This is a genomic window from Variibacter gotjawalensis, assembly GCF_002355335.1.
Taxonomy (GTDB): domain Bacteria; phylum Pseudomonadota; class Alphaproteobacteria; order Rhizobiales; family Xanthobacteraceae; genus Variibacter; species Variibacter gotjawalensis.
This window is the reverse complement of record NZ_AP014946.1, coordinates 3,267,499-3,291,609: the sequence shown is the minus strand read 5'-3', so window position 1 is coordinate 3,291,609 and position 24,111 is coordinate 3,267,499. Positions and strand designations below refer to the sequence as shown.

Sequence of the window (24,111 nt, the reverse complement as noted above, 5' to 3'; positions counted from 1 at the left end):
CCACCAATGGCCCTTTGGGCCTTCGGCCCTGGCGGGCCCTAAAAGCCCCCATAGCCGACCGGTTTACCGTGAGCCGGATCGGCCGCAGGTGAGGGCGTGTGTAGGGAATGGACCCGGATGGGTCAAGTTGCTTGCCGCAGTTTCAAACGGTTGTCGTCGCCAGCGGCGGGGCGACCGTGATCCGGCCTTCCTCGACCGCATGGCAAGCGACTTGAGTGGCACCTTGGGCGGTTCCGGCGGGCAGCAAAGCGGGCCGTTCCTTGCGGCAGCGGTCGAAAACGTGCGGGCAGCGGGGGTGGAAAGTGCACCCGGGCGGCGGCGTGATCGGATTCGGGATTTCGCCCTCGATCTGTTTGCGGGCCTTGCCGGTATTCTGGATGTCCGGAATCGCGTCCAGCAGCATGCGCGTATAGGGGTGGCGTGGCGCCTTGAAGAGGTCGCGCGCCGGAGCGATCTCGACGATGCGGCCGAGATACATGACGCCGATGCGGGTCGCCATGTGGCGGACGACCGCGAGGTTGTGGCTGATGAAGAGGTAGGTCAGCCCGAATTGCGATTGCAGATCGCGCATCAGGTTGAGGATCTGCGCCTGCACCGAGACGTCGAGCGCGGAGGTCGGCTCGTCGCAGACGATGAATTCCGGATTGGACGAGAGGGCGCGCGCGATTGCGATGCGCTGGCGCTGGCCGCCGGAGAATTCGTGCGGGTACTTTTTGCCGTCGGCCGGATCGAGGCTGACGAGGCGCAGAAGCTCGGCGACGCGCTCGCGTTTGTGCTCGCGGCCTTTGAGCATGCCGAAAGCTTCGAGCGGCTCCGCGATGATGTCCTCGGCGCGCCAGCGCGGATTGAGGCTGGCGTAGGGGTCCTGGAAGATCATCTGGATGCGGCGGCGGAGTTTTGCGCGCTGCGCCGCGTCCGCCGTGCGGCTCATCGAGACGCCGTCGATCTTCACCTCGCCGGAGGTCGGCGGCACGAGGCCGACCACCATCTTGGCGAGGGTCGATTTGCCCGAGCCGGATTCGCCGACGAGGCCGAAGGTCTCGCGCGGGCCGATCGTGAAGGTGACGCCCGCGGCGGCAACGAGCAGGCGGCGCGGCGTGCGCTCGATGACGCGGTTGAGCCAAGGCTGCGAGACGTCGTAGATGCGGCCGAGGTCGGAGACTTCGACGAGAGGCTTGTCGCTCATGCGGCGGCCTCGGATTTGTCGTGCAGCCAGCAGGCGGCTTGCGTTGCGCCGGCCGGCATTAGCGGCGGACGTTCGGTCACGCAGCGCGCGAAGGCGTGCGGGCAGCGCGTGCGATAGGCGCAGCCGGTCGGGATCGCATTGAGGCGCGGCATCGCGCCGGGGATTTGCGTGAGGCGCTCCACGTCGGCGTCGAGGCGCGGGATCGAGCCCATCAGGCCCTGCGTGTAGGGATGCGCGGGTGAGCGGACGACTTCGCGCACCGGGCCGATCTCGGCGATACGGCCCGCATACATCACGGCGACGCGGTCGGCCGTCTCGGCGATGACGCCCATGTCGTGCGTGATGAGCATGACGGCGGCGCCGTGCTGTTTGCAGAGCTTCTTGAGCAGCGTGATGATCTGCGCCTGCACCGAAACGTCGAGCGCTGTGGTCGGCTCGTCCGCGATGACGAGTTCCGGATTGCTGCAGAGCGCGAGGGCGAGCACCACGCGCTGGCGCATGCCGCCGGAGAATTGATGCGGGTAAGCGTCGATGCGCGTTTCCGGCGCCGGGATGCCGACTTCGGTGAGGAGTTCGATGGCGCGGGCGCGGGCTTTCGAATGGCTGAGGGAGAGATGCGTCTGGATCGTCTCGATCAGCTGATCGCCGACGCGATAGAGCGGATCGAGGCTGGTGAGCGGATCTTGAAACACCATGCCGATGCGGCGGCCGCGGATGCGGCGCATGCGGCCGAGCGGAAGGTTGTCGATACGCTCGCCCTTGAGGCGGACCTCGCCGCCCGCGATGCGTCCCGGCGGGTCGAGGAGGCCGATGATCGCCGAGCCGGTCACCGATTTGCCGGCGCCGGATTCACCGACGACGCCGAGAATTTCGCCGGGACCGATATCGAAGGACGCGTCGTCGATCGCGCGCAGGGGGCCGCGTCGCGTCGGGAATTCAACGCGGAGATTGCGGACGGAGAGGACCGGCTCGCTCATCGGAGCCTCGGGTTGAGCGCGTCGCGCAGCCAGTCGCCGAGCAGATTCACGGCGAGCACGAGGGCGGCCAGAGTGATCGCCGGGAAGGTGACGATCCACCATTCGCCGGCGAAGAGATATTTGTTGCCGATGCTGATGAGTGTGCCGAGCGACGGTTCGTTCGGTGGCAGGCCGACACCGAGGAACGACAGCGTCGCCTCCGTGATGATGGCGAGCGCGAGATTGATCGTGGCGAGCACCAGCACGGGGCCACCGACATTCGGCAGGACGTGGCGGAACATGATCGCGCGCGGCGAGAGGCCGATGATGCGCGCGGCCTGGACGTATTCCTTGTTGCGCTCGACGAGCGTCGAGGAGCGCACCGTGCGAGCGTATTGCACCCAGTAGGACAGTCCGATCGCGAAGATGAGGATCGTCGTCTCACCACCGCCACTCTTGTGGGTGCCGACCAGCGCGCGAGCGATGCCGTCGACCAGGAGAGCGGTGAGAATCGCCGGGAAGGTGAGCTGTACGTCGGCGATGCGCATGATGATGCTGTCGACCTTGCCGCCGAAATACCCGGCCATCAGGCCGAGGGTGACGCCGAGTGTGATCGCGAAGGCGACGGAGGCGCAGCCGATGAAGATCGAGGCGCGCATGCCGTAGATGATCGCGGAGAGGAGGTCGCGGCCCTGGTCGTCGGTGCCGAGCAGATTGTTCGCTCCGCCGCCGTCGAGCCAGGCGGGCGGGTTGCGCGCATCGAGCAGGCTGACCTGCGAGAGATCGTAAGGGTTATGCGGCGCGACCCACGGCGCGAAGATCGCGATAACGACGAGGATCAGCGTGATGAGGCTGGCAAGCATCACGAGCTTGGAGCGGCGGAAGTTGTAGAAGATATCGCTGTCCCACGCGCGGGCGAGCCAGCCGGGTGGTTTTTCTTTTTGTGCCGTATCACTCATGCAGCGCGCCCCGTGATGCGGATGCGCGGATCGATCGCGACGTAGAGCATGTCGACGATGAGGTTGATGACCACGAAGAGGAACGACACGAGCAGCAGATAGGCCGCCATGATCGGCACATCGGCATTCTGCACGGCACCGATGAAGAGGAGGCCCATGCCGGGCCATTGAAAGACCGTCTCTGTGATGATCGCGAAGGCGATCAGTGCGCCGAGCTGCAGGCCGATGATGGTGATGACCGGCACCAGCGTATTACGCAGCGCGTGCGAAAAATTGATCGCGCGGCTGGTGAGACCGCGGGCGCGTGCGAATTTGATGTAGTCGGTGCGCAGGACTTCCAGCATTTCGGAACGGACGAGGCGGGTCACCAGGGTCATCTGGAACAGACCGAGCGTGATCGAGGGAAGGATCAGCGCGCGCCAACCGCTCAAGGTGAGGAAGCCGGTCGACCAGAAGCCGATCTTGACGAGATCGCCCCGACCGAAGGACGGCAGCCAGCCGAGCCAGACCGAGAAGATGTAAATCAGCAGAATGCCGATGAGGAATGTCGGCAGCGAAATGCCGATCAGCGAGATCGTGAGGAAGAGGCTGGAGAGCGGCGAGTTGCGGCGGATGCCGGTGAAGACGCCCATCGGAATGCCGACGATCACGGCGAAGAGCGCGGCGACAATGGCGAGCTCCATCGTCGCGGGAAAGCGCTCGGCGAGCAGCGAGAGGACCGGCTGTTTGAACTGGTAGGAGCTGCCGAAATCGAAGTGCAGCGCATTCCAGATGAAGCGTGCGAACTGGACGTAGATCGGATCGTCGAGGCCGAGCTGCGTGCGCAGCTTCATGCGATCTTCGAGGCTCGTGTCCTGGCCGGCGATCTGGTTGACCGGATCGCCGACGAAGCGGAACAAGACGAAGGCCAGCGCCGCCACCGTGAGGAGGACGAAGACCGCCTCAACGATGCGCCGTATGACGAAGGCCAGCATTTGCGCTGTGCCTTTCCGGTCAGTTCTTATTCACCCAGTAGAAGAGGATTTGGTTGTCCGGGCGCTGCGCGATGTTGACCTTCTTGGACACGCCCCAGGCCAGCGCCTGCTGATGCAGCGGCAGAACGCCGGCTTCCTCGTGGACGATCTTGAAGGCTTGGTAGATCATCTCGTCGCGTTTCTTCGTGTCGGTTTCGACGAGGATTTTCTCGGCAAGCGCATCGGCTTCCTTGTTGCAATAGCCGCCGTAATTGAACTGCGCCGGCTTGCCGTTCGCATCGCGGCAGCCCGAGATATTGCCGAGAATGTTCCACGAGTCGAACGAGCCGGGCGTCCAACCGAGCATGTTGAAGGAGGAGTCATACTTCGCGGTCGGGCCGGCCTTCTCGAAGAATTTCGCCTTCGGCATTGCGTTGAGCGTCGCCTTCACGCCGATGCGCGCAAGCATAACGGTGACGGCCTGGCAGATCGCTTCGTCATTGACGTAACGATCGTTCGGGCAATCCATCGTCAGTTCGAAACCGTTCGGATAGCCGGCTTCGGTGAGCAGCTTCTTCGCGGCATTCGGGTCGTAGGGGTGGCGCTTGAACTCGCCGGAGCGCGAGAAGAGCAGCGGCGAGATCAACAGCGCCGACGGCGTCGACATGCCGCGCATCACCTTGGACTTGATCGCCTCGATATCGATGGCTTGATAGAAAGCCTTGCGAACGCGCGCATCCTTGAAGGGGTTCTTGCCCTTGACGTTCGAGTAGAGGAGTTCGTCGCGGAACGAGTCCATGTTGAGGAAGATCGTGCGCAGCTCCGGGCCGGTCGCGACTGTCGTGTTCGGGCTGCTCTTGACGCGATCGACGTCCTGCACCGGCACCGGCTCCATCATGTCAATCTCGCCGGAGAGGAGAGCAGCGACGCGCGTTGCGTCGGACTTGATAGTGGTGAAGATCACTTCGTCGAGGTTATGCTCTTTCTTGCCCCACCAGTCGGTGTTGGTTTTGTAGACCGTGCGGACGCCCGGCTGATGGCTCTCAAGTTTAAAGGGGCCGGTGCCGTTCGCCGTCAACGCCCATGCGTTGAGCGACGAGGAGCTTGCGGATTGCGGCTGCGTCGCGCCGACCTTCTCGGCCCAGGGCTTGGAGAAGATATACCAAGTGTCCCACTCATAGTGCAGGATCGGGTTCGGCTGGGCCAGGATGAAATCGACCGTGTGATCGTCGACTTTGACGACCTTCGCGTCGGCCGGAAGCCGTGTCTTCACCTGCGAGCCGTCGGCGCGGGCGCGGGTCGCCGAGAACACGACGTCGTCGGCCGTGAACGGCGATCCATCGTGGAACTTCACGTTCTTGCGGAGATAGAACCGCCACTTGGTCGGTTCGAGGATTTCCCATCTTTCGGCGAGACCCGGAATGATCTTGAGATCCTTGTCGCGCTTGGTCAGGCCTTCCATCACGTTGCCGATGGCGCCGAGCGCGAAAGTTTCGTTGAGGGTGTAGGGATCGAGCGAGTTCAGGTCGCCTTGGAAGGCGTAGCGAAAGGTCACGGCATTTGCGGGCGCGGTCGCGAGCGACAGTGCGGGCAGCAATGCGGTCGCCATCGCGAACAGTGCGAGTCGCAATTTCATCGAACGTCTCCCAGTTCTGATGTGCCGCCAAACCACAATGGTGGTCCCCTCAGGCGGCTGGTTGTGACAAGCTTAGTCACAAGTCATGCGGGTGGTCCAGTCGAGCGTCGTTGATATGTCATGCAGTTAGAGGCGTGGACTGCATGGATGCATGTCGCTAACGTAACGAAAATGGTTCCGCTGTGCGGCGCAACGTTTGGAGCGATAAATGCCTATTCTCAATCGTATTTCCGATTTCCAGGATGAACTCACCGCGTTTCGGCGCGACCTGCATCAACATCCTGAAATCCTATTCGACACGCACCGGACGTCGGCGGCGGTGACCGAGCAGCTCAAGGCGTTCGGCTGCGATGAGGTCGTCGGTGGTATCGGCCGCACGGGTGTCGTCGGCGTCATCAAGGGTCGCAAGGGCTCCTCGAACAAGGTGATCGGCCTGCGCGCCGACATGGACGCGCTGCCGCTGCAGGAAATCACCAAGCTGCCGTATGCGTCGAAGACCGACGGAAAAATGCATGCGTGCGGGCACGACGGGCACACAACGATGCTCCTCGGCGCCGCGAAGTATCTCGCCGAAACGCGCAACTTCGACGGCACCGCAATCGTGATTTTCCAGCCGGCCGAAGAGGGCGGCGGCGGCGGGCGCGAGATGGTGAAGGATGGCCTGATGGAGCGCTTCGGCATCCAGGAGGTCTACGGCATGCATAACTGGCCGGGCTTTCCGGTCGGCAGTTTTGCGATCAAGCCGGGCCCCGTGATGGCGGCTGCGGATCGCATCGTCATCGATATCGAGGGACGCGGCGCGCATGCGGCGAAACCGCACGAGGGCATCGACGCGCTGCTGATCGGTTCGCAGATCGTCAACCAGATCCAGTCGATCGTCTCGCGCAACGCGGACCCGCTTGGCTCGGCGGTGGTGTCGATCACGCAGTTCCATGCCGGTACGGCGGACAACATCATTCCGCAGACGGCGCAGCTGCGCGGCACGGCGCGCACGCTGTCGCCGGAGATCCGCGATCTCGTCGAAGATCGTTTGACGCTGATCGTCGAAAATACCGCGAAGATGTACGGCGGCAGCGCCAAGCTGACCTATCGCCGCGACTATCCCGTGACTGTGAATAATCCGGAGCGGGCGGCTTTCGCGGCGGGCGTCGCGAAAGACATCGCGGGTGATGCCAACGTGAACGACAACGTGAATGCGACGATGGGCGCGGAAGATTTCTCGTTCATGCTCAACGAGCGGCCGGGCGCCTACATCTTCATCGGCAACGGCGACAGCGCCGGCCTGCATCACCCGGCTTACGACTTCAACGATCAGGCGATCCCGTTCGGTTCGTCGTATTGGGTGCGGTTGGTCGAGAAGGCGTTGCCGGCGTAACGAGCAGTAGCCCGGATGAGCGACGCGAAGCGTTCGCGATATCCGGGGTGAATTTGCAGCTGGCTCTGTCCCGGATATCGCTCTGGCGCTTCGCGCCGCATCGCTCATCCGGGCTACGAAGAAATCGGATCTCCAAACAAAAACGCCGCGCTGTGAGCGCGGCGTTTTTTTGGGGTGACGTCGCGCTTTACTGAACCGTTTCGGGCTGCTTCGCACTGACCGGCAAGGGCGCGGGGACCTGCGTGCGGTTGCCGAGGCGCGGCAGGCGAGCCGAGATCGGCGCCAGGCGTGCGGCCATGCGGGCGCGCAGGTTCGTCCAATAGGCGAACTCGTTGAACTTCGAGTTCTCAAGCAGCGCCATCGCGACTGCCGAGAGGAACGGCAAGCTCTGCACGACGAGCACGAAGGCGAAGATGTAGATCTCGGTGATCTGCTGATAGTTCGTGACGATCAGCGTGATCGAGCCGGCGATCAACAAGCCGCCGATGATGGACTCCCAGAAGGCCTGGAACTTCGCGGCCTTCTTCTTCGCGCCGCCCTTGGCGGTGACGTTGAAGGGCAGGCCGTCCTTCACGATGCCGTCGAACATCGCCTTCGCAACGGTGAACTGCAGTGACATCGCGGCGAAGGCCGAGGCGATGGCTTGGCGCTTCGGAATGTCGACGCGGAGGCGATAGAGCATAATGAAGTGCAGCATCGTGACCGTGAAGGCGGCAACGATCGGCAGCGTCAGCACCTTGTCGGGCACTGCGATGCCGACGAATGCAACGATCGGCACCCAGATGAGGTTGAAGATCGCGACGAGTACGCCGAGCGCTTCCGCACCCATCCAGCTGATCCAGCCGAAGATGTATTCGCGGCGCTGATCGCGCGTCAGCTGGCTGCGGCCCGGCAGGAACCGGCGCCAATGCTTGCGCACGATGTGAAGGCCGCCATACGCCCAGCGGTGACGCTGCTTCTTGAACGCCTCGAACGTGTCGGGCAGCAAGCCGTAGCCGTAGCGCTTGTTGGTGTAGTGCGCGATCCAGCCTTGCTCGAGGATGGTGAGGCCGAGATCGGTGTCCTCGCAGATCGTGTCGTCCGGCCACGAGCCGGCGGCATCGAGCGCCGAGCGGCGGATCAAGCACATGGTGCCGTGAATGACGATCGCGTTGACTTCGTTACGCTCGACCATGCCGATGTCGAAGAAGCCCGAATACTCGCCGCCCATCGCGTGATGCATGAGCGAGCGATTGCCGTCGCGGTGATCTTGCGGGGCCTGGACGATGCCGACGCGGGCGTCGGCAAAGGTCGGGGCGAGGTCGGTGAGCCAATCGGGCGTGACCGCATAGTCGGCGTCGATGACGCCGATGATCTCGGCATCCGGTGCGGTTGCGGCGAGCGCGATGCGCAAGGCGCCGGCCTTGAAGCCCTCGACCTTCTCGGCGTTGATGAACTTGAAGCGGTCGCCGAGCAGCTTGCAGTGCTCTTCGATCGGCGTCACGAAAGCCGGGTCCGGCGTGTTGTTGATGATGACCACGGCTTCCCAATTCGGGTAGGTCATCGCGGCCAGCGAATCCAGCGTCTGCTTCAGCATCTCGGGCTGTTCGCGGTACGCCGGGATGTGGATCGACACCTTCGGCGTGTAGTTCGGGTTCGCGTTGGCGAGCGCCGGGCCGCCGACCGTGCGGCGTCCCTTGCGGCCGAAGGCAACTGCGGCGATTTCCTCGATGCGCGCCATCGCGATGAGGACGAGCGGGATCATCAGGATCATGCCGGTGACCAGCGCGAAGACGGCGCCGGGCACGAAGTAGTGGCCGTTCCAGTAGGCGAAGACGGTCGCGACCCAGCCGCCGACCGCGTGGGCGGCAAGCGAGAGCAGGGCGGCTTGGCCAACGGTGACGCTCGCCATCGCGAGGATCGGCAGCGAGAGCAGTACGCCAACCAGGATGGCGATGCCGGCGAGACGCCAGTGTTCCGGATCGAGGATCGGGCCGCTCCAGGCGAACTTGGCCTTCAGGTTGCCGTCGAACATGCCCCAGTACGGACCGACGCTACCTTCCGTGACCTTCCACTGCTGATCGATGGCTTCGACGATGTTGTAGTCGATGCCCATCTGCTCGGCGCGGGCGACGAAGCTGCGCAGGATCTCGGCCTGCTGCTGGCGGCCAGGTGTTGCGTCCTTGAAGTTGTATCCGGCGCTCGGCCAGCCAAATTCGGCGATGACCACGCGCTTGCCCGGGTATTGATTCCGCAGGCCGTTGAATTCGCCGATCGTCGCGGAGACGACATTCGCCTCTTCGACGCCGTTCCAGTACGGCAGAATGTGGGTCGCGATATAGTCGACCGCGGTCACCAGGTTCGGGTGGGCGTTCCAGACGCTGAAGATTTCACCCGTGGTGACAGGGATTTGCAGGTCGCGCTTCACACGTTGAATCACCCGGATGAGGCGTTCGACGTTGATGGCTTCGCGGACACGGATTTCTTCCGGGCCCTTGCCGTTGAGGAATTGGGTGACGCCGTTCTGCGCCGCTTTGTCCTTCTCCTGGGCGCCGGCAATGCGGCCGCGCTCGTCGTCGGTCAGCAGAAGGTCCTTCTGCGCCGGCGTCAGGATGAGTGACTCTTTTTCCCGCTCGTCGTCAGAGAGTTGTTCGACGGGCTTGAGGCCGAGCTTCGCGCGCTCGGCGGCGTTGAGGCCGACGAAAATCGTTTCGCCGCGGTAGACCGACTCGTTGCCGACCACGAGGCTGTTGATATTGCGATTGGCACGGACGAGGCCGCGCGCGGCTTTGATTTCGCGCTCGTTGCGGAGCGGATCGTCGTCAAGCCAGATGCCTTGCGTGACACGCAGACCAAACTCGTTTGCGACCGGCGCGACCTTTTCGCCGCCGCGCGTCGACGAATACGTACGGATCGCCTTGGTGTAAGGCGCGAACGTTTTGAGATCGGTGCGGATCTGCTCCGTCGTCGGAACGGGTGCCTTATCCGGATGCTTCGGGCCGTGATTTGAGTTGTAAGAAACACTCGCCAACTGGCCGTTGACGTTCGGAGCCGTGGTCTGCTCCCGGCTCAACGCCCAGAGAGCACCGTGAACGCAAACTGCTGCCGCGACGACAGCAATGGCGACGCGCATGACGCAACCCATACGGGGCTTAAAGGTCGGGATCCGAACCCGTCCCCTGGGTCCGACCGAATGTTAGACGCTTAACCCTCGATCCCGGTCTTCGAGTGTGCACCGCACTATAGCCGGGGCCGTGGCAAATTGAAGGCGTCTCAGCCCTCCTATGCCATCGAAAGGCAACAATTTTTTTACTGGTTGGTTCCCGTCGTCGGGGGCCCCGGTTGGGGTTGCTGGCCTTGTGCCGGAGGGGCCTGTGCGGTCGCCGGTTCCAGGGCCGGATTCATCCAGCATTGGTGGACGCGGGAGGCGAGGCTATCCGTCTGCTTCGGATCGATCGGGCCTTGGCGCACCAGGCAACGGAAAGTCGCCTGAATATGCCCGCCCGGGCACGTAAAACGATCGTAGAGTTCGAGATGACGAAAAGCGGTGTCGAGATCGTCGCGCCACATCAGATTGACGATGCGGCGGCCGAGCCAGACGCATTCGGGATGGCCTGCGGGGCCCTGAAGGGCGGCGGCGGCCTCGGCGAATTCGTCTACCTTCTTGGCGGCGTCTTTATCGGCCTGCTGCTGCTGTTGCTGCTGGTTTTGCGGCGGCTGGTTCTGCGCGAAAGCAGGGGAGCCGAGAGCAACGATCAAAGCACAAGCGAAAGCCAGTCTACGCGGCACGTGATTACCCATCTGAATGTCGGAGAACTCTTCGATTCTGGAATTGGTTACGCCATATCGCCGGAGCAATAAGGCACAGCCATGACATGGAGCCAATTTGTAGGCGGAACCGCGGAAACTTGTCCAGCAAGTCGGACGCGAGAGTTCGACATGCGCTTAACGGTCGCGCTTAACGCCCATGCGACGCGGCTTGCTCCCAGGAGATTGCCGGGCTAAGGCGGCGCATCTGCTTTCTAAGGGTTTTTCATGCATCGACCACTGCTGGCGCTGGCGATTGCCGCCGCCATCATCTTCGGGTTTTGGCGATGGATGGGTGCTCCGGTGCCGATGCCGCAATCGCCGATCGCGGCGGGCGAGAAGCTTCACTGCGTCTCCTATGCGCCGTTCCGTGGTCAGCAAAATCCGCTGTCGTCGGCGACTTTTATCGATGCGAAGCAAATCGACGACGATCTGGCGCGGCTGGCCAAGGTGGCGGAGTGCGTCCGCACCTATTCGACCGAGCACGGGCTCTACCAAGTTCCCGAGATTGCCGCGAAGCATGGACTGAAGGTGCTGCAGGGGCTGTGGCTGTCGTCTAGTCCGAAGAAGAATCAGACGCAGTTCGACGAGGTCGTCGCGCTCGCCAAGCAGCATCCGCAGACTATTCGCGGCATCGTGGTCGGCAACGAAGTGCTTTTGCGCGGCGAAATGAGCGCGATCGACCTTGCGGCGACGATCCGCCGGGTGAAAGCCGCCGTTTCGATGCCGGTGACTTACGCGGACGTTTGGGAATTCTGGGCCCGCAACCGCGATCTCGCGGCCGCCGTCGACTTCATCACGATCCACATTCTGCCGTACTGGGAGGATTTCCCGGTCGGCGCCGACAAAGCGGCGGCGCATGTCGACCAGATCCGCAATGAGGTCGGGCAGATCTTCCCTGGCCGCGAAATCCTGATCGGTGAGACGGGCTGGCCGAGCGCCGGACGGATGCGTGAAGGCGCGCTGCCGTCGCTGTCGCACGAAGCCAAGGTGCTGCACGAGACTTTGGCGGTGGCTAAGCGCGGGAACTACAAGGTCAACGTCATCGAAGCGTTCGATCAGCCGTGGAAGCGGGCGCTCGAAGGCACCGTCGGCGGGCATTGGGGTCTCTACGACGCCGACACGCGCGAAGCGAAATTCGTCTGGGGCGAGCCGGTTTCCGATCATCCGCGCTGGAAGCTGCAGGCCGCGGGCGGCGTCGCCTTTGCGGCACTGATCGTGCTGGCGGCGTTTTGGGGCCGGCAGATTGACACGAATGCACGCTGGGGCGGAACCGCTCTGATCGCGACGTTTGCGGGCGCGAGCATAGGCCTTGCGATCGAGAATGCACCGGTCGAAAGCCTCGGGCTGGGCGGCTGGGTGCGGACGCTCGCGATGTTGTTCGTCGCGCTGACGCTGCCGGTGCTCGGCGCGATCGGAGTCATGCGTGGCTACTCGGTTCCGGCGTTCGAACGGGTGATCGGCGATGCGCGTGACGCAGGGAAAATTCGGCTGATCATCGGGGCCCTGGCGATCGCGCTGACGGTGTTGGTCGTGCAGGTCACGGCCGGGCTCGTGTTCGATCCGCGCTATAAGGATTTTCCGAACCCGGCGCTGATCGGCGCGGTGGTTGCGGTGCTGATGGTGATCTTGATGGCGCGGCAGCCACGTGAAGGCGGGTTCGCGGAGCGCTTTATCGGGTTCACACTGATCGCCAGCGCGATTTACATCGCGTTCAACGAGGGTTTTGCGAATTGGCAGTCGCTGGTCTTCGTCGCGCTGCTGCTGGCGATGTCGGTTAGCTTGCTGCTCTCTGCGGGCGTGCGAAAGAGAGCATAAGCAACCCAAGGCCGAGGCCCGCAAGGCCAACGTTGTAGAGCACGACGCCGAAACTCGCGGCGACCAGCGCGAGGGTGAAGAAAAGCAGCGACGGGCGGAGAAGGTTAAGCGCCGCGAAGGCGACGGCCGCGATGCCAAAGACCGAGTTATTGAACAGAACCATCACGCCGCTACGGGTCGAGCAAAGCCAGGTCTTCAAGCCGCCGTCGCAGCCAAGTCCGACTGTCGAGGGCTCGATAACGAGATAGCGCAGGTACATCGCGTAGCCGATCGACAGGAAGCCGGCGATCAGCAGCACGTTGGTTTGCCGGGCGTTGGGCAGAAAAGACGGTCGCGGCATGAGAGACCCTTGTGTCGGTCGTCGCTAGGTGGCCCATAGGGCCGATTTTGGCAAGTGCGCGCCGGTTTGGTATGCGGCTGCCTTGAATCGGTTATCTTGGTCATTCCGGTCGAGCAGCGCAGCGCGCTGCGAGGGCCGGAATCCATACTCCCTGATTTAATGATTTTGCACAGGGGATATGGGTCCCCGACAGCCGCCTTCGGCGGCTTCGACGACGACCCCGAGAGTGGAGCAGGTACTTTGGCGCGACTGGCGATCATTTTGGCGGCGGGCGAGGGGACGCGGATGCGGTCCGCGTTTCCGAAGGTGTTGCACCGGGTCGGTGGCCGCAGCCTGGTCGGCCACGCGCTGAGCGCTGTCAAAGCCGCGAAGTTCGATGCCGTATCGGTCGTCATCGGGCCGAACCACGAGAATGTCGGCGAAGAGGCGAAGCGGTTCGCGCCGGACGCGAAGACCTTCGTGCAGCGCGACCGCAAAGGGACCGCGCATGCCGTCATGCAGGCGGACCTCACCGGCAACTACGACGCCATCGTTGTTGCGTTCGGCGACACGCCGTTCGTTAGCGCCGAGACGCTGGCGCGCATGGGCGATGCCGTGAAGGGGAATGTCGCGGTTGCTGCGCTCGGCTTCCGCGCCGCCGATCCGACCGGCTACGGCCGCTTCATCACGCGGGACGGCAAGCTTGTCGCGATCCGCGAGCACAAAGATGCAAGCGAGTCCGAGCGTAACATCACACTGTGCAACGCGGGCATCATGGCGCTTGCCGGAAAACATGCGGCGGCGATTCTGAAGAAGATCTCCAACAACAACGCTAACGGCGAGTTCTACCTGACCGATGCGGTCGAGATCGCGGCCGGTATGGGGCTCGATTGCGTGGCCCTCGAAACCTCGGAGGACGAAGTGCGCGGCATCAATACGAAGGCGCAGCTTGCGGAAGCCGAAGCTGTGCTGCAGGCGAAGCTGCGGCAGCGCGCGATGGAGCAGGGCGTAACGCTGATCGCGCCCGAAACGGTGTTTCTGTCGGAGGATACGAAATTCGGCAGCGACGTTGTGGTCGAGCCGTACGTCGTCTTCGCGGCAGGTGTCGTCGTCGAGGACGGCGCGGTCATCCACTCCTTCTCGCATCTCGACGGCGCGCATGTCGGCAAACAAGCATCGATCGGTCCTTACGCGCGGCTACGGCCGGGCACAAAACTCGGCGCGAAGGTGCGCATCGGCAACTTCGTAGAGACGAAAGCTGCCAACATCGAGGACGGCGCGAAGGCGAACCATCTGTCCTACATCGGCGATGCGCGTGTCGGCGAGAATGCCAATGTCGGCGCCGGCACGATCACCTGCAACTACGACGGCTTCGGTAAGGCCAAGACGGATATCGGGGCTGGTGCCTTTATCGGCAGCAATTCTTCGCTCGTCGCGCCGGTGAAGATCGGCGACGGGGCGTATATCGGCTCTGGTTCAGTGATTACGCTCGACGTGCCGGCAGACGCCCTCGCAGTCGGCCGCGGACGCCAGTCCGTTAAGGAAGGTTGGGCTAAACGCTTGCGGGACGCGCGTCTCGCCCTCAAAAAATAGCACTGTACGCGAGCGTCAGTGGTTAATGCGTTCGGTTGTTACCAGCCGAAACGCATTGTGATTCCGTTCTTATATCGGCCGCCTCTATAGATCGGCCGTCCGAATCGGGAAATCTTGAATGTGCGGCATCGTTGGAATTCTGGGACGTGAGCCGGTCGCTCATCCAATGGTCGAGGCGCTGAAGCGGCTCGAGTATCGCGGCTACGACTCGGCCGGCGTGGCGACGCTGGAGAATGGTCAACTGACGCGGCGGCGCGCCGAAGGCAAGCTGCGCAATCTGCAGTCGCGGCTCGAGAAGGAGCCGCTCTCCGGTACGGCAGGCATTGGCCACACGCGCTGGGCGACGCACGGCAAGCCGACCGAAACGAATGCACATCCGCATGCGGGCGAACACGTAGCCGTCGTGCACAACGGCATCATCGAGAATTTCCGCGAGCTGCGCGAGGAGCTGATTGCTTCAGGAGCGAAGTTCAAGACCGAGACCGACACCGAAGTTGTTGCGCATCTCGTCGACCACGCGATCAGCCAGGGCAAGAGCCCGATCGATGCGGTGCAGGGTGCACTCCCGCGGCTGCGCGGTGCGTTCGCGCTGGCATTCTTGTTCAAGGGCGAAGAGAATTTGCTGGTCGGCGCGCGCAAGGGTTCACCGCTCGCGGTCGGCTACGGCGACGGCGAGATGTTCCTTGGCTCCGATGCGATTGCGCTCGCGCCGTTCACCGACACGATTTCGTATCTCGACGAAGGTGACATGGTTGCGATCACGCGCACCTCCGCCGACGTTCGCGATGTGACCGGTCATCAAGTGCAACGTCCGGTCATCAAGACGATGGCGTCAGCGATGCTGATCGACAAGGGCAATCATCGCCACTTCATGGCGAAGGAAATTTACGAGCAGCCGGAAGTCGTCGGCCACACGCTCGCCCACTATCTCGACATGGCAAACGAGAAAGTGCTGCTGCCTGGCAGGTTGCCGTTCGACTTCACCAAGATCAACCGTATCTCCATCTCCGCTTGCGGCACGGCTTATTACGCCGGCCTGATCGGCAAATACTGGTTCGAGCGTTTCGCGCGCATTCCCGTCGAGATTGATGTCGCGTCAGAGTTTCGCTATCGCGAAGCTCCGCTCGACAAGGGCGATCTTGCGATATTCGTCTCGCAGTCCGGGGAGACGGCCGATACGCTCGCGTCGCTGCGCTACGCGAAGGAGCAGGGCCAGCACATTCTTTCCATCGTGAACGTCGCGACGTCGACGATCGCGCGTGAGAGCGACGTCGTGATGCCGACGCTGGCCGGCACCGAGGTCGGTGTCGCGTCGACGAAGGCCTTCACGTGTCAGCTCGCGACGCTCGCGTGTCTCGCGATCGCGGCCGGCAAGGCGCGCGGCAACCTGTCGGCGGAGGACGAGCAGAAGCTCGTGCATGCGCTGATCGAAATTCCGCGTCACATGACCGAGGCGCTGAAGCTAGAGCCGGCGATCGAGAAACTCGCGCGCGATCTCTCGAAGTCGACCGACGTGCTCTATCTCGGTCGCGGCACCAGCTATCCGATGGCGCTCGAAGGCGCGCTGAAGCTGAAGGAGATCTCCTACATCCACGCCGAAGGCTATGCGGCCGGTGAGCTCAAGCACGGGCCGATCGCGCTGATCGACGAGAAGATGCCCGTGATCGTGATCGCACCGTACGATCGCATCTTCGAGAAGACCGTCTCGAACATGCAGGAAGTCGCCGCACGGGGCGGGAAGATTATCCTGATGACGGACCCGAAAGGTGCGCGCGAAGCGGCCGGTGAGCCTTGGGTTACGCTGACTTTGCCGGAGCTTGCCGCGACGGTTACGCCGCTTGTTTACGCCGTGCCGATCCAGCTGCTCGCCTATCACACGGCCGTCATCATGGGCACGGACGTCGACCAGCCGCGCAACCTCGCAAAATCTGTCACGGTTGAATGATAGTGGGAGTGGCGCTGGGGCTATGGGCTCCGATATAAGGCGCTGGGATTTAGAGGACGAATGACGATTACCCCACCACCGGCCGAGACGCCGCCGACTGCGCGCGGCCGGATCCGCAATTACTTTCTGACCGGACTGATCGTGGCCGGGCCCGTGGCCATCACATTCTGGCTGATCTGGTCTTTCGTCACCTGGGTCGACGATCTGTTGCGGCCGATCTTCCCGGTGTGGATGCGCCCGGAGACTTATCTGCCGGTGCAGATCCCGGGGCTCGGCCTCATCTTCGCGTTCATCGCACTGACGCTGCTCGGCTTCCTGACCGCGAACTTCATCGGCCGTAAATTCGTCGATCTCGGCGACGCGGTGCTCGAACGCATGCCGATCGTGCGGCCACTTTATCGCGGCTTGAAGCAGGTGTTCGAGACACTGTTCTCCCAGTCCGGTTCGAGCTTCCGTAAAGTCGGGCTGATCGAATTTCCGGCGCCCGGGATGTGGTCGATCGTGTTCATCTCGACGCCGCCGTCGCCGGAGCTGAACGTCGTGCTGCCGGGTGAGGACGAATACATCTCGGTGTTCCTGCCGTGTACACCGAACCCGACCACAGGCTTCTTCATCTACGTGAAGCGCAAGGAAGTGATCGAGCTCGACGTGCCGGTCGAAGATGCCGCCAAGCTCATCATGACGGCCGGCATGATCCAGCCGACGACCGATCCGGCGAAAGCCGTTGCGACCATGGCCGAGCAGGCGAAGGTCGCGCGTACGGCGCGCGTTACGGCTCCGGCGAAGTAGTCAACCCGCGCGGATCAGACGGATCGCATCGTCGCGGCCGAAAAGGTAGAGGAGCGCGCGCAGCGCTTCGCCGCGTTCCGACTTCAGCGCAGGGTCGCGCGAGAGCGCCAGCATCGCGTCGTCGCGTGCGGCTTGGAGAAGTTCTCCGTGCACTTCCAGGCGCGCGACGTGGAAGCCCGGCATGCCGGATTGGCGTGTGCCGAGCACATCGCCTTCGCCCCGCAGTTTCAAATCCATCTCGGCGATCTCGAAGCCGTCTTCGGTGCGCCGCATGGTTTCGAGTCGCGCTTTCGCGGTTTCGCCGAGCGGGCCTTTGTAGAGCAGCAGGCACGTCGATGCGCCGCTGCCGCGACCGACGCGGCCGCGCAATTGGTGCAACTGTGCGAGCCCGAAACGCTCCGCGTGTTCGATCACCATCACGGTGGCGGCCGGAACATCGACGCCGACTTCGATGACGGTGGTGGCGACGAGAATTTGAGTTTCGCCGGCCGCGAATTTTGCCATCGCGGCGTCCTTATCGCGGCCTTTCATCTGCCCGTGAACGAGGCCGACTTTGTCGCCGAAAGTCTGCTTGAGGTGGACGAAGCGATCTTCGGCAGCGGCGAGATCGGAGTCTTCGGACTCGCTCACCAGCGGGCAAACCCAATAGACCCGCTGGCCGTCCGCAATGGCGCGTCCAGCCGCGTTGGCGACCTCGTCAAGTCGGTCGAGATCGATGAGGACCGTCTTGATCGGTTGGCGGCCGGGCGGTTTGTCGCGCAGTTGCGAGACGTCCATGTCGCCGAAATAGGTGAGCACGAGCGTGCGGGGGATCGGCGTTGCGGTCAGCACCAGCATGTCGACGGCATCGCCTTTGCGAGCGAGCGCGAGACGCTGATGGACGCCGAAGCGATGCTGCTCGTCGACGATGGCGAGGCCGAGATTGTGAAAGCTGACGTCATCCTGGAACACCGCGTGGGTGCCGATCAGGACGTCGATGTCGCCGTCGGCGAGTGCAGCGAGCAGTGCGTCGCGCTCCTTGCCCTTCTCACGGCCGGTGAGAAGCCGCGTGCGGATCCCGGCTTTCTCTGCGAGGGGCGCGATGGTCGCGAGATGCTGGCGCGCTAGAATTTCTGTCGGTGCCATCAGGGCGGCCTGGCGCCCGGTCTCGATTACGGCGGCGGCGGACAGCAGCGCGACGACGGTCTTGCCGGAGCCGACATCGCCTTGCAGGAGACGCAACATGCGCTGCGGCTCGCCAAGGTCGTGCGCGATCTCCTCCATCGCTTGGGCTTGTGCGCCGGTGAGGCGATACGGCAAAGCCGCGATCACCTTCGCGCGCAGGCGCCCGTCGCCGGCCTGACTGCGGCCGGCAGGCTTGCGCACATGCTGGCGCACGATGGACAGCGCGAGTTGGCTGGCGAGGAGTTCGTCATAGGCGAGGCGCGACCAGGCGGGGCCCTCCGGCGCGACGTCAGACTGAGCGTCGGGCTTGTGCAGCGTGCGAAGCGAGGCCGCGAAATCGCGCCAACCGCGCTGGGCGAGGAGGGCCGCGTCCTGCCATTCCGGGAGCGGTTTGAGGCGCTCCAGCGCGCCATCGACCGCTTTCGCGATGACGCGGCTACTGATGCCTTCGGTGAGCGGGTAGATCGTCTCGATCAGCGGCATCTTCTCGGCGTCGGCGACGACATGATCCGGATGCGTCATCTGCCGCATGCCGTCGTAGAGTTGCACGGTGCCGGAGACGTGGCGGAGTTCGCCGACCGGGAATTGCCGGTTGAGGAAGTCACCCGGCATGTTGAAGTAGGTGAAGATGATGTCGCCGGTCGCGTCATGCGCCTGGATGCGGTACGGCGCACGCGGACGATTGCGCGGCGGTGGACGGTGATCGTCGACCCAGACCGAGATCGTCGCGACTTCGCCCGGCACGATATCGCGCAGCGCAACCTTGCGGCTCCGGTCGATGAGGCCAGACGGCAGATGCAGCAGAAGGTCGACGACGCGCGGCGGCTCGCGGTCCAGCAAGCGCGCGAACAGCTTCTCGATCTTCGGCCCGATACCGGAGATCTTGGTCAGCGATGCGAATAGCGGGTCGAGGACGAAGGGCCGCATTTGGTCGTTGTGCGTGATAAGTCGTACCAAGACATGGCAGCACCGCAGCAAATGCGCAATTTCTGCCGCTGACAATGCCGTCTGGGGCCGCTATATCGTGCTCGCCCGGCACGTCCGGGCGTTCGGCGTTTGCGAGGATCGATTGTGGCGGGTGAAATTTTAGACGAGCGGCGGCGGCGGGCGCGGTTTCGCGCATGGCATCGCGGGACACGCGAGATGGACATCGTGATGGGCCGCTTCGTCGATGCCGAGATCGCGCGGTTCAGCGACGACGAGATGGCGGAACTCGAGCGTCTGATCGACGTTCCGGACCCGGAGCTCTACGCCTGGATCACCGGCGAGCAGCCGGTTGATGCCGAATTCGATACACCGCTGTTCCGCCGCTGGCAGGCGTTCCACCAGGCGGGTTGATCCGGAATGCCGAAGTCAGTTTCCAAGTCACCCGCCGAGCTATTGGCGCCGGGACGCCACCTCACTCTCTCGCGCGTGACCGAGGGGGCTGAAGGGCTCGTCCTCGCGGATCTCGCGCGTGCTGCCGCGGCGCGTCCGAAAGCGCCCGCGATCACGCTCGTTACGGTCTGTCGCGATGGCCCCCGCATGGCGGCGCTGACGCGTGCGCTTGGGTTCTTCGCGCCGGATATCGACGTGATCGAGTTCCCGGCCTGGGACTGTCAGCCTTACGACCGAGTCTCGCCGCATGCGAGCATTTCGGCGCAGCGCATGATGACGCTGTCGCGGCTCGCCAACGTGACGGGGCGTGAGCGGCCGTCGGTGCTGCTGACCACCGTCAACGCGATCCTGCAGCGCGTGCCGCCGCGCCAGGCGGTGGCGACGCAATCCTTTTCGGCCGCGCCCGGCAATATGCTGGACATGCAGGCCATCGTGAAATGGCTCGAACTCAACGGCTATACGCGCGCCTCTACGGTGCGCGAGCCGGCCGACTATGCGGTGCGCGGCGGCATCATCGATCTGTTCCCGCCGGGCCTCGATCTGCCGATCCGGCTCGACTTCTTCGGCGACACGCTGGAGACGATCCGTAGCTTCGATCCGGAAAGCCAGCGGACGGTCGGGCAACTTCGCACGCTCGATCTCGTGCCGGTCGCCGAGTTCCAACTGACAACCGAGACAATCCGCCGTTTCCGCCAGCGCTACACCGAGCAGTTCGGTGCGCCGACGCGCGACGACACGCTTTACGAAGCGATCAGCGAAGGCCGGCGCTACCCCGGCATGGAGCACTGGCTGCCGCTGTTTCACACGTCGATGGATACGCTGTTCGATTACGTGCCGGACTCGCCGATCGTGCTTGGTGCGATGGTCGAAGATGCGGCGCGCGAGCGTTTCGCGACGATCACGGACTACTATGAGGCCCGCAAAGAGATCATCGCGGATGCGCAGAGCGGGCCGCCCTATAAGCCGCTGAAGCCGGACGCGCTGTATCTGACGGACACGCAGTGGAAGAAGACGCTCGACGATAGCGCGACGGTATCGCTCAGCGCTTTCGCGACGCCGGAGAGCGCCAACGTCGTCGATGTCGAGACGCGGCAGGGGCATAACTTTGCGGCAGAGCGTGCGGAGCAGGGCGCCAACGTGTTCGAGGCGCTGGCCAAGCACGTCAACAAGCTGCAAGGCGGCGGCAAACGTGTCGCCGTCGCGTTATGGAGCGAAGGCTCACGCGACCGCATGAGCCACGTACTCGGCGAGCACGGCCTGAACAACCTCGCGATGGTGCCGTCCTGGCCCGAAGCGCTGAAGCAGCCGAAGCATGTCGTATCGCTCGGCGTCGTCGGCCTCGAGAGCGGGTTCGAGTCCGATGATTTCGCGATCATCAGTGAGCAGGACATTCTCGGTGATCGCCTGGTTCGCACCAAGCGCACATCGAAACGGGCGCAGGATTTTCTGCAGGAAGTCGGCGCGCTGACGCATGGCGATCTCGTCGTCCACGTTGACCACGGCATTGGCCGTTTCGTTGGCTTACGTGCGATCGAAGTCACCGGCGCGCCGCATGACTGCCTGGAAATTCACTACGCGGACGCAGCCAAACTGTTCTTGCCGGTCGAGAATATCGAGCTTCTGAGCCGTTACGGTTCTGAAGAGACGACAGTTCAGCTTGATCGTCTGGGCGGCGGCGGATGGCAGGCGCGCAAAGCGCGCATGAAACAGCGCATCCGCGAAATGGCGGGCGCGCTCATCCGCGTTGCGGCCGAGCGGCAATTGCGCGAAGCGCCGAAGCTGACGGTGCCGGCGGGGCTCTACGACGAGTTCTGCGCAAGCTTCCCGTACGAAGAGACGGAAGATCAGGCCGGCGCGATCGATGCGGTTCTCGGCGATCTTGCGGCCGGACGCCCGATGGATCGCCTGATCTGTGGCGACGTCGGTTTTGGTAAGACCGAAGTCGCGTTACGCGCCGCATTCGCGACCGCGATGAGCGGCAAGCAGGTCGCGGTCGTGGTGCCGACGACGCTGCTCGCACGGCAGCACTTCAAGACATTCTCGGAACGGTTCCGCGGCTTCCCGCTACGCGTCGCGCAGGCCTCGCGTCTCGTCAACAGCGCAGAGCTGAAAGTGACCAAGCAGGAGCTGACCGAGGGCAAGGTCGACATCATCGTCGGCACGCATGCGCTGCTCGGCAAGACGATTAAGTTCAACGATCTCGGCCTCATCATCGTCGACGAGGAGCAGCACTTTGGCGTCGCCCATAAGGAGAAGCTGAAGCAGCTCCGCGCCGAAGTGCATGTGCTGACGCTGACGGCGACGCCAATCCCGCGCACGCTGCAGCTCGCGCTCACGGGTGTGCGCGAACTCTCGATCATCGCATCGCCGCCGGTCGATCGCCTGACGGTTCGCACGTTCATCAGCCCGTTCGACCCGCTGTCCGTGCGTGAGGCGCTGCTGCGCGAGCGTTATCGCGGCGGGCAGTCGTTCTACGTTTGCCCACGCATCGAAGACCTCGCGAGCGTGAAGGATTTCCTCGACAAAAACGTGCCGGAGGTGCGTGTCGCGGTCGCGCACGGGCAGATGGCGCCGGGCGTGCTCGAAGACATCATGACGGCCTTCTACGACGGCAAGTACGAAGTGCTGCTGTCGACCACGATCGTCGAGTCCGGTCTCGATATTCCGAACGCGAACACGCTGATCGTGCATCGTGCGGACCGGCTCGGGCTCGCGCAGCTTTATCAGTTGCGCGGCCGCGTCGGACGCTCGAAACTGCGCGCGTTCTCGCTGTTCACGTTGCCGGCCGAGAAGAAGATCACGCCGCAGGCTGAGCGCCGGCTCAAGGTTCTGCAGTCGCTCGATACGCTCGGTGCGGGCTTCCAGCTTGCGTCGCACGATCTCGACATTCGCGGCGCCGGCAATCTGCTCGGTGAAGAACAGTCTGGTCACATCAAGGAAGTCGGCTACGAACTCTATCAGCAGATGCTTGAAGAGGCCGTGATGAGCCTAAAGGCCGGCATCTCCGAGCCGATCAGCGACAAGTGGTCGCCGCAGATCACCATCGGCACGCCGGTGTTGCTGCCGGAAGAGTATGTCGCCGATCTCAACGTGCGGCTGACACTGTATCGCCGGCTTTCGGAATTGGAAGACGAGCGCGAGATCGATGCATTCGGTGCCGAGTTGATCGACCGCTTCGGGCCATCGCCGGAGGAGGTACGGCATCTGCTCAAGATCGTTGTGATCAAGGCGCTCTGCCGCCGCGCCAATGTCGAGAAAGTCGAGGCGGGGCCGAAGGGCGCGGTGCTGCAGTTCCGCGACAACGCGTTCGCGAACCCGGATGGCCTCGTCGCGTATATCCGCGAGGAAGGCCCGGCCGCGAAGGTGCGGCCGGACATGAAGGTCGTGTTCTTTGAGAACTGGGATCAGCCGGAGAAACGGCTCGCCGGCACGCTGCTTATCCTGCGCACGTTGGTGGCGATCGCGGAGCGCGCGAAGGCGGCTTAGTCTCGGGCTCTGAATTGAAACGCCGTCATGGCCCGGACAAGCCGGGCCATGAGGTGGAGACGTTTGTGTGTGACGCCTACGCGGCGCTCGCGCGCTTGTAACTAAGCGGCGCTCTCGCGCTTGGCCTGTTCCTCGGCGGCTTTGCCGATCGCGTCTGCGAGATATTCGGGCGACTGCGCGCCCGACACCGCCATGATGCCGCCGAAGACGAAGAACGGCACGCCCTGAATGCCTGCCTCTTTCGCTTGCTCGGCGGCGGCCGTGACACGGTCAACGTCGGCGTTGCTGTCGAGGAGGCGGCGCGTCAGATCGCCGTCCATGCCGCAATCGACGGCGGCCTGCACCAGAACCTCGCGATCCGTCAGGTCGGCGCCTTCCGAGAAATAAAGCTCCATTAGGCGCTGCTTCATTTTGCCGGCGCCGCCGGCATTCTCGGCCCACAGGATCAAGCGATGACAGTCGATCGTGTTCGGCTGGCGCGAGATTTTCTCGAGCTGGTAGTCGAGGCCTTCCTCGGTGGCGGCGGCCGAGATGCGCGTCGCAATCTCCTTGTAACGCTCGACCGAGCCGAATTTCTTGGTGAGGTATTCTTCGCGCGAGATGCCATCACGCGGAATCCAGTCGTTGAGGAAATAGGGGTTCCAGCGCAGTTGCGTCTTGATGTCGGGACGCAGCGCGATTGCCTTCTCGATGCGGCTCTTGCCGATGAGGCACCAGGGGCAAACGACGTCCGAAACGACGTCGATCATGAGCGGTTCCATCGCGTTCC

General features: G+C 63.5%; 17 protein-coding genes. 7 read left to right on the top strand and 10 right to left on the bottom strand.

Translation table 11 applies throughout. From position 1 onward, the window contains the following. Positions 1 to 142: 142 nt before the first annotated feature. Genes GJW30_RS15985 through GJW30_RS15965 form a run of 5 tightly spaced genes read right to left on the bottom strand, consistent with a single transcriptional unit; the run spans position 143 to position 5,690 of the window. Positions 143 to 1,186 carry an ABC transporter ATP-binding protein gene (locus tag GJW30_RS15985; RefSeq protein WP_096357067.1) on the bottom strand — a complete coding sequence of 348 codons (1,044 nt, stop codon included), beginning with the start codon at positions 1,184 to 1,186 and terminating at the stop codon, positions 143 to 145. After that, the gene (locus GJW30_RS15980) at positions 1,183 to 2,163 is read right to left on the bottom strand and encodes an ABC transporter ATP-binding protein (RefSeq protein WP_096357065.1); all 981 of its coding nucleotides are present in this window, start codon (positions 2,161 to 2,163) and stop codon (positions 1,183 to 1,185) included. The genes GJW30_RS15985 and GJW30_RS15980 overlap by 4 nt, the downstream gene beginning before the upstream one ends. Continuing rightward, positions 2,160 to 3,101 (bottom strand): ABC transporter permease, encoded by a 942-nt coding sequence (locus GJW30_RS15975; RefSeq protein WP_096357063.1) that lies wholly within the window; start codon positions 3,099 to 3,101, stop codon positions 2,160 to 2,162. The genes GJW30_RS15980 and GJW30_RS15975 overlap by 4 nt, the downstream gene beginning before the upstream one ends. After that, the gene (locus GJW30_RS15970; protein WP_096357061.1) at positions 3,098 to 4,075 is read right to left on the bottom strand and encodes an ABC transporter permease; all 978 of its coding nucleotides are present in this window, start codon (positions 4,073 to 4,075) and stop codon (positions 3,098 to 3,100) included. The genes GJW30_RS15975 and GJW30_RS15970 overlap by 4 nt, the downstream gene beginning before the upstream one ends. 19 nt (positions 4,076 to 4,094) lie before the next feature. Continuing rightward, a complete protein-coding gene (locus GJW30_RS15965; protein WP_096357059.1) occupies positions 4,095 to 5,690 on the bottom strand; it encodes an ABC transporter substrate-binding protein in 1,596 nt (531 codons plus the stop codon). A 208-nt stretch (positions 5,691 to 5,898) separates the two neighbouring features. On the opposite strand from GJW30_RS15965, the gene GJW30_RS15960 reads away from it, so the two are divergent. Continuing rightward, positions 5,899 to 7,065: a M20 aminoacylase family protein gene (locus GJW30_RS15960; protein ID WP_096357057.1), complete on the top strand. Its 1,167-nt coding sequence runs from the start codon at positions 5,899 to 5,901 to the stop codon at positions 7,063 to 7,065. A 187-nt stretch (positions 7,066 to 7,252) separates the two neighbouring features. Here GJW30_RS15960 and GJW30_RS15955 read toward each other — a convergent pair whose 3' ends face one another. Both GJW30_RS15955 and GJW30_RS23020 read right to left on the bottom strand, forming a co-directional pair. Then, entirely contained in the window at positions 7,253 to 10,177 is a 2,925-nt protein-coding gene (locus GJW30_RS15955) for a glycosyltransferase family 2 protein (protein ID WP_096357055.1), read from the bottom strand. Positions 10,178 to 10,353: 176 nt separating this feature from the next. Further along, entirely contained in the window at positions 10,354 to 10,845 is a 492-nt protein-coding gene (locus tag GJW30_RS23020) for a beta-1-3, beta-1-6-glucan biosynthesis protein (protein WP_096357053.1), read from the bottom strand. Between the two features lie 234 nt (positions 10,846 to 11,079). On the opposite strand from GJW30_RS23020, the gene GJW30_RS15945 reads away from it, so the two are divergent. Next, positions 11,080 to 12,669 carry a glycoside hydrolase family 17 protein gene (locus GJW30_RS15945; protein ID WP_096357051.1) on the top strand — a complete coding sequence of 530 codons (1,590 nt, stop codon included), beginning with the start codon at positions 11,080 to 11,082 and terminating at the stop codon, positions 12,667 to 12,669. Here the strand turns inward: GJW30_RS15945 and GJW30_RS15940 are convergent. Beyond that, entirely contained in the window at positions 12,629 to 13,009 is a 381-nt protein-coding gene (locus tag GJW30_RS15940) for a hypothetical protein (protein WP_096357048.1), read from the bottom strand. The two genes, GJW30_RS15945 and GJW30_RS15940, sit on opposite strands and share 41 nt — an antisense overlap. A gap of 285 nt (positions 13,010 to 13,294) precedes the next feature. Between GJW30_RS15940 and glmU the strand changes: the two genes are divergently transcribed. The 3 genes from glmU (at position 13,295) to GJW30_RS15925 (ending at position 17,315) form a co-directional block, all read left to right on the top strand. Beyond that, entirely contained in the window at positions 13,295 to 14,581 is a 1,287-nt protein-coding gene (gene glmU, locus GJW30_RS15935; protein ID WP_245408533.1) for a bifunctional UDP-N-acetylglucosamine diphosphorylase/glucosamine-1-phosphate N-acetyltransferase GlmU, read from the top strand. A 118-nt stretch (positions 14,582 to 14,699) separates the two neighbouring features. After that, positions 14,700 to 16,526, top strand: coding sequence for a glutamine--fructose-6-phosphate transaminase (isomerizing) (glmS, locus tag GJW30_RS15930; protein ID WP_096357044.1), 1,827 nt, complete (start codon positions 14,700 to 14,702; stop codon positions 16,524 to 16,526). Between the two features lie 60 nt (positions 16,527 to 16,586). After that, positions 16,587 to 17,315, top strand: coding sequence for a DUF502 domain-containing protein (locus GJW30_RS15925; protein ID WP_096357042.1), 729 nt, complete (start codon positions 16,587 to 16,589; stop codon positions 17,313 to 17,315). Here the strand turns inward: GJW30_RS15925 and recG are convergent, their stop codons facing one another. Beyond that, positions 17,316 to 19,406 carry an ATP-dependent DNA helicase RecG gene (gene recG / locus GJW30_RS15920; protein ID WP_096358864.1) on the bottom strand — a complete coding sequence of 697 codons (2,091 nt, stop codon included), beginning with the start codon at positions 19,404 to 19,406 and terminating at the stop codon, positions 17,316 to 17,318. 129 nt (positions 19,407 to 19,535) lie between these two features. On the opposite strand from recG, the gene GJW30_RS15915 reads away from it, so the two are divergent. Together GJW30_RS15915 and mfd are read left to right on the top strand one after the other, a co-directional pair. Beyond that, positions 19,536 to 19,817: an FAD assembly factor SdhE gene (locus GJW30_RS15915; RefSeq protein ID WP_096357040.1), complete on the top strand. Its 282-nt coding sequence runs from the start codon at positions 19,536 to 19,538 to the stop codon at positions 19,815 to 19,817. A 6-nt stretch (positions 19,818 to 19,823) separates the two neighbouring features. Then, on the top strand, positions 19,824 to 23,342 hold the full coding sequence (gene mfd / locus GJW30_RS15910) for a transcription-repair coupling factor (RefSeq protein ID WP_096357038.1): 3,519 nt from the start codon (positions 19,824 to 19,826) through the stop codon (positions 23,340 to 23,342). A gap of 101 nt (positions 23,343 to 23,443) precedes the next feature. Here the strand turns inward: mfd and GJW30_RS15905 are convergent, their stop codons facing one another. After that, positions 23,444 to 24,103 (bottom strand): DsbA family oxidoreductase, encoded by a 660-nt coding sequence (locus GJW30_RS15905; RefSeq protein ID WP_096357035.1) that lies wholly within the window; start codon positions 24,101 to 24,103, stop codon positions 23,444 to 23,446. Positions 24,104 to 24,111 lie beyond the last annotated feature (8 nt).

Excerpts from the sequence above, each read along its gene's own strand:
- mfd (WP_096357038.1), top strand. The coding sequence starts at position 19,824 with ATGCCGAAGTCAGTTTCCAAGTCACCCGCCGAGCTATTGGCGCCGGGA.
- GJW30_RS15925 (WP_096357042.1), top strand. The coding sequence starts at position 16,587 with ATGACGATTACCCCACCACCGGCCGAGACGCCGCCGACTGCGCGCGGC.
- GJW30_RS15975 (WP_096357063.1), bottom strand. The coding sequence starts at position 3,101 with ATGAGTGATACGGCACAAAAAGAAAAACCACCCGGCTGGCTCGCCCGC.
- GJW30_RS15960 (WP_096357057.1), top strand. The coding sequence starts at position 5,899 with ATGCCTATTCTCAATCGTATTTCCGATTTCCAGGATGAACTCACCGCG.
- GJW30_RS15985 (WP_096357067.1), bottom strand. The coding sequence starts at position 1,186 with ATGAGCGACAAGCCTCTCGTCGAAGTCTCCGACCTCGGCCGCATCTAC.
- GJW30_RS15945 (WP_096357051.1), top strand. The coding sequence starts at position 11,080 with ATGCATCGACCACTGCTGGCGCTGGCGATTGCCGCCGCCATCATCTTC.
- recG (WP_096358864.1), bottom strand. The coding sequence starts at position 19,406 with ATGCGGCCCTTCGTCCTCGACCCGCTATTCGCATCGCTGACCAAGATC.
- glmS (WP_096357044.1), top strand. The coding sequence starts at position 14,700 with ATGTGCGGCATCGTTGGAATTCTGGGACGTGAGCCGGTCGCTCATCCA.
- glmU (WP_245408533.1), top strand. The coding sequence starts at position 13,295 with ATGCGGTCCGCGTTTCCGAAGGTGTTGCACCGGGTCGGTGGCCGCAGC.
- GJW30_RS15980 (WP_096357065.1), bottom strand. The coding sequence starts at position 2,163 with ATGAGCGAGCCGGTCCTCTCCGTCCGCAATCTCCGCGTTGAATTCCCG.
- GJW30_RS15955 (WP_096357055.1), bottom strand. The coding sequence starts at position 10,177 with ATGCGCGTCGCCATTGCTGTCGTCGCGGCAGCAGTTTGCGTTCACGGT.
- GJW30_RS15905 (WP_096357035.1), bottom strand. The coding sequence starts at position 24,103 with ATGGAACCGCTCATGATCGACGTCGTTTCGGACGTCGTTTGCCCCTGG.
- GJW30_RS15970 (WP_096357061.1), bottom strand. The coding sequence starts at position 4,075 with ATGCTGGCCTTCGTCATACGGCGCATCGTTGAGGCGGTCTTCGTCCTC.
- GJW30_RS15965 (WP_096357059.1), bottom strand. The coding sequence starts at position 5,690 with ATGAAATTGCGACTCGCACTGTTCGCGATGGCGACCGCATTGCTGCCC.
- GJW30_RS23020 (WP_096357053.1), bottom strand. The coding sequence starts at position 10,845 with ATGGGTAATCACGTGCCGCGTAGACTGGCTTTCGCTTGTGCTTTGATC.
- GJW30_RS15940 (WP_096357048.1), bottom strand. The coding sequence starts at position 13,009 with ATGCCGCGACCGTCTTTTCTGCCCAACGCCCGGCAAACCAACGTGCTG.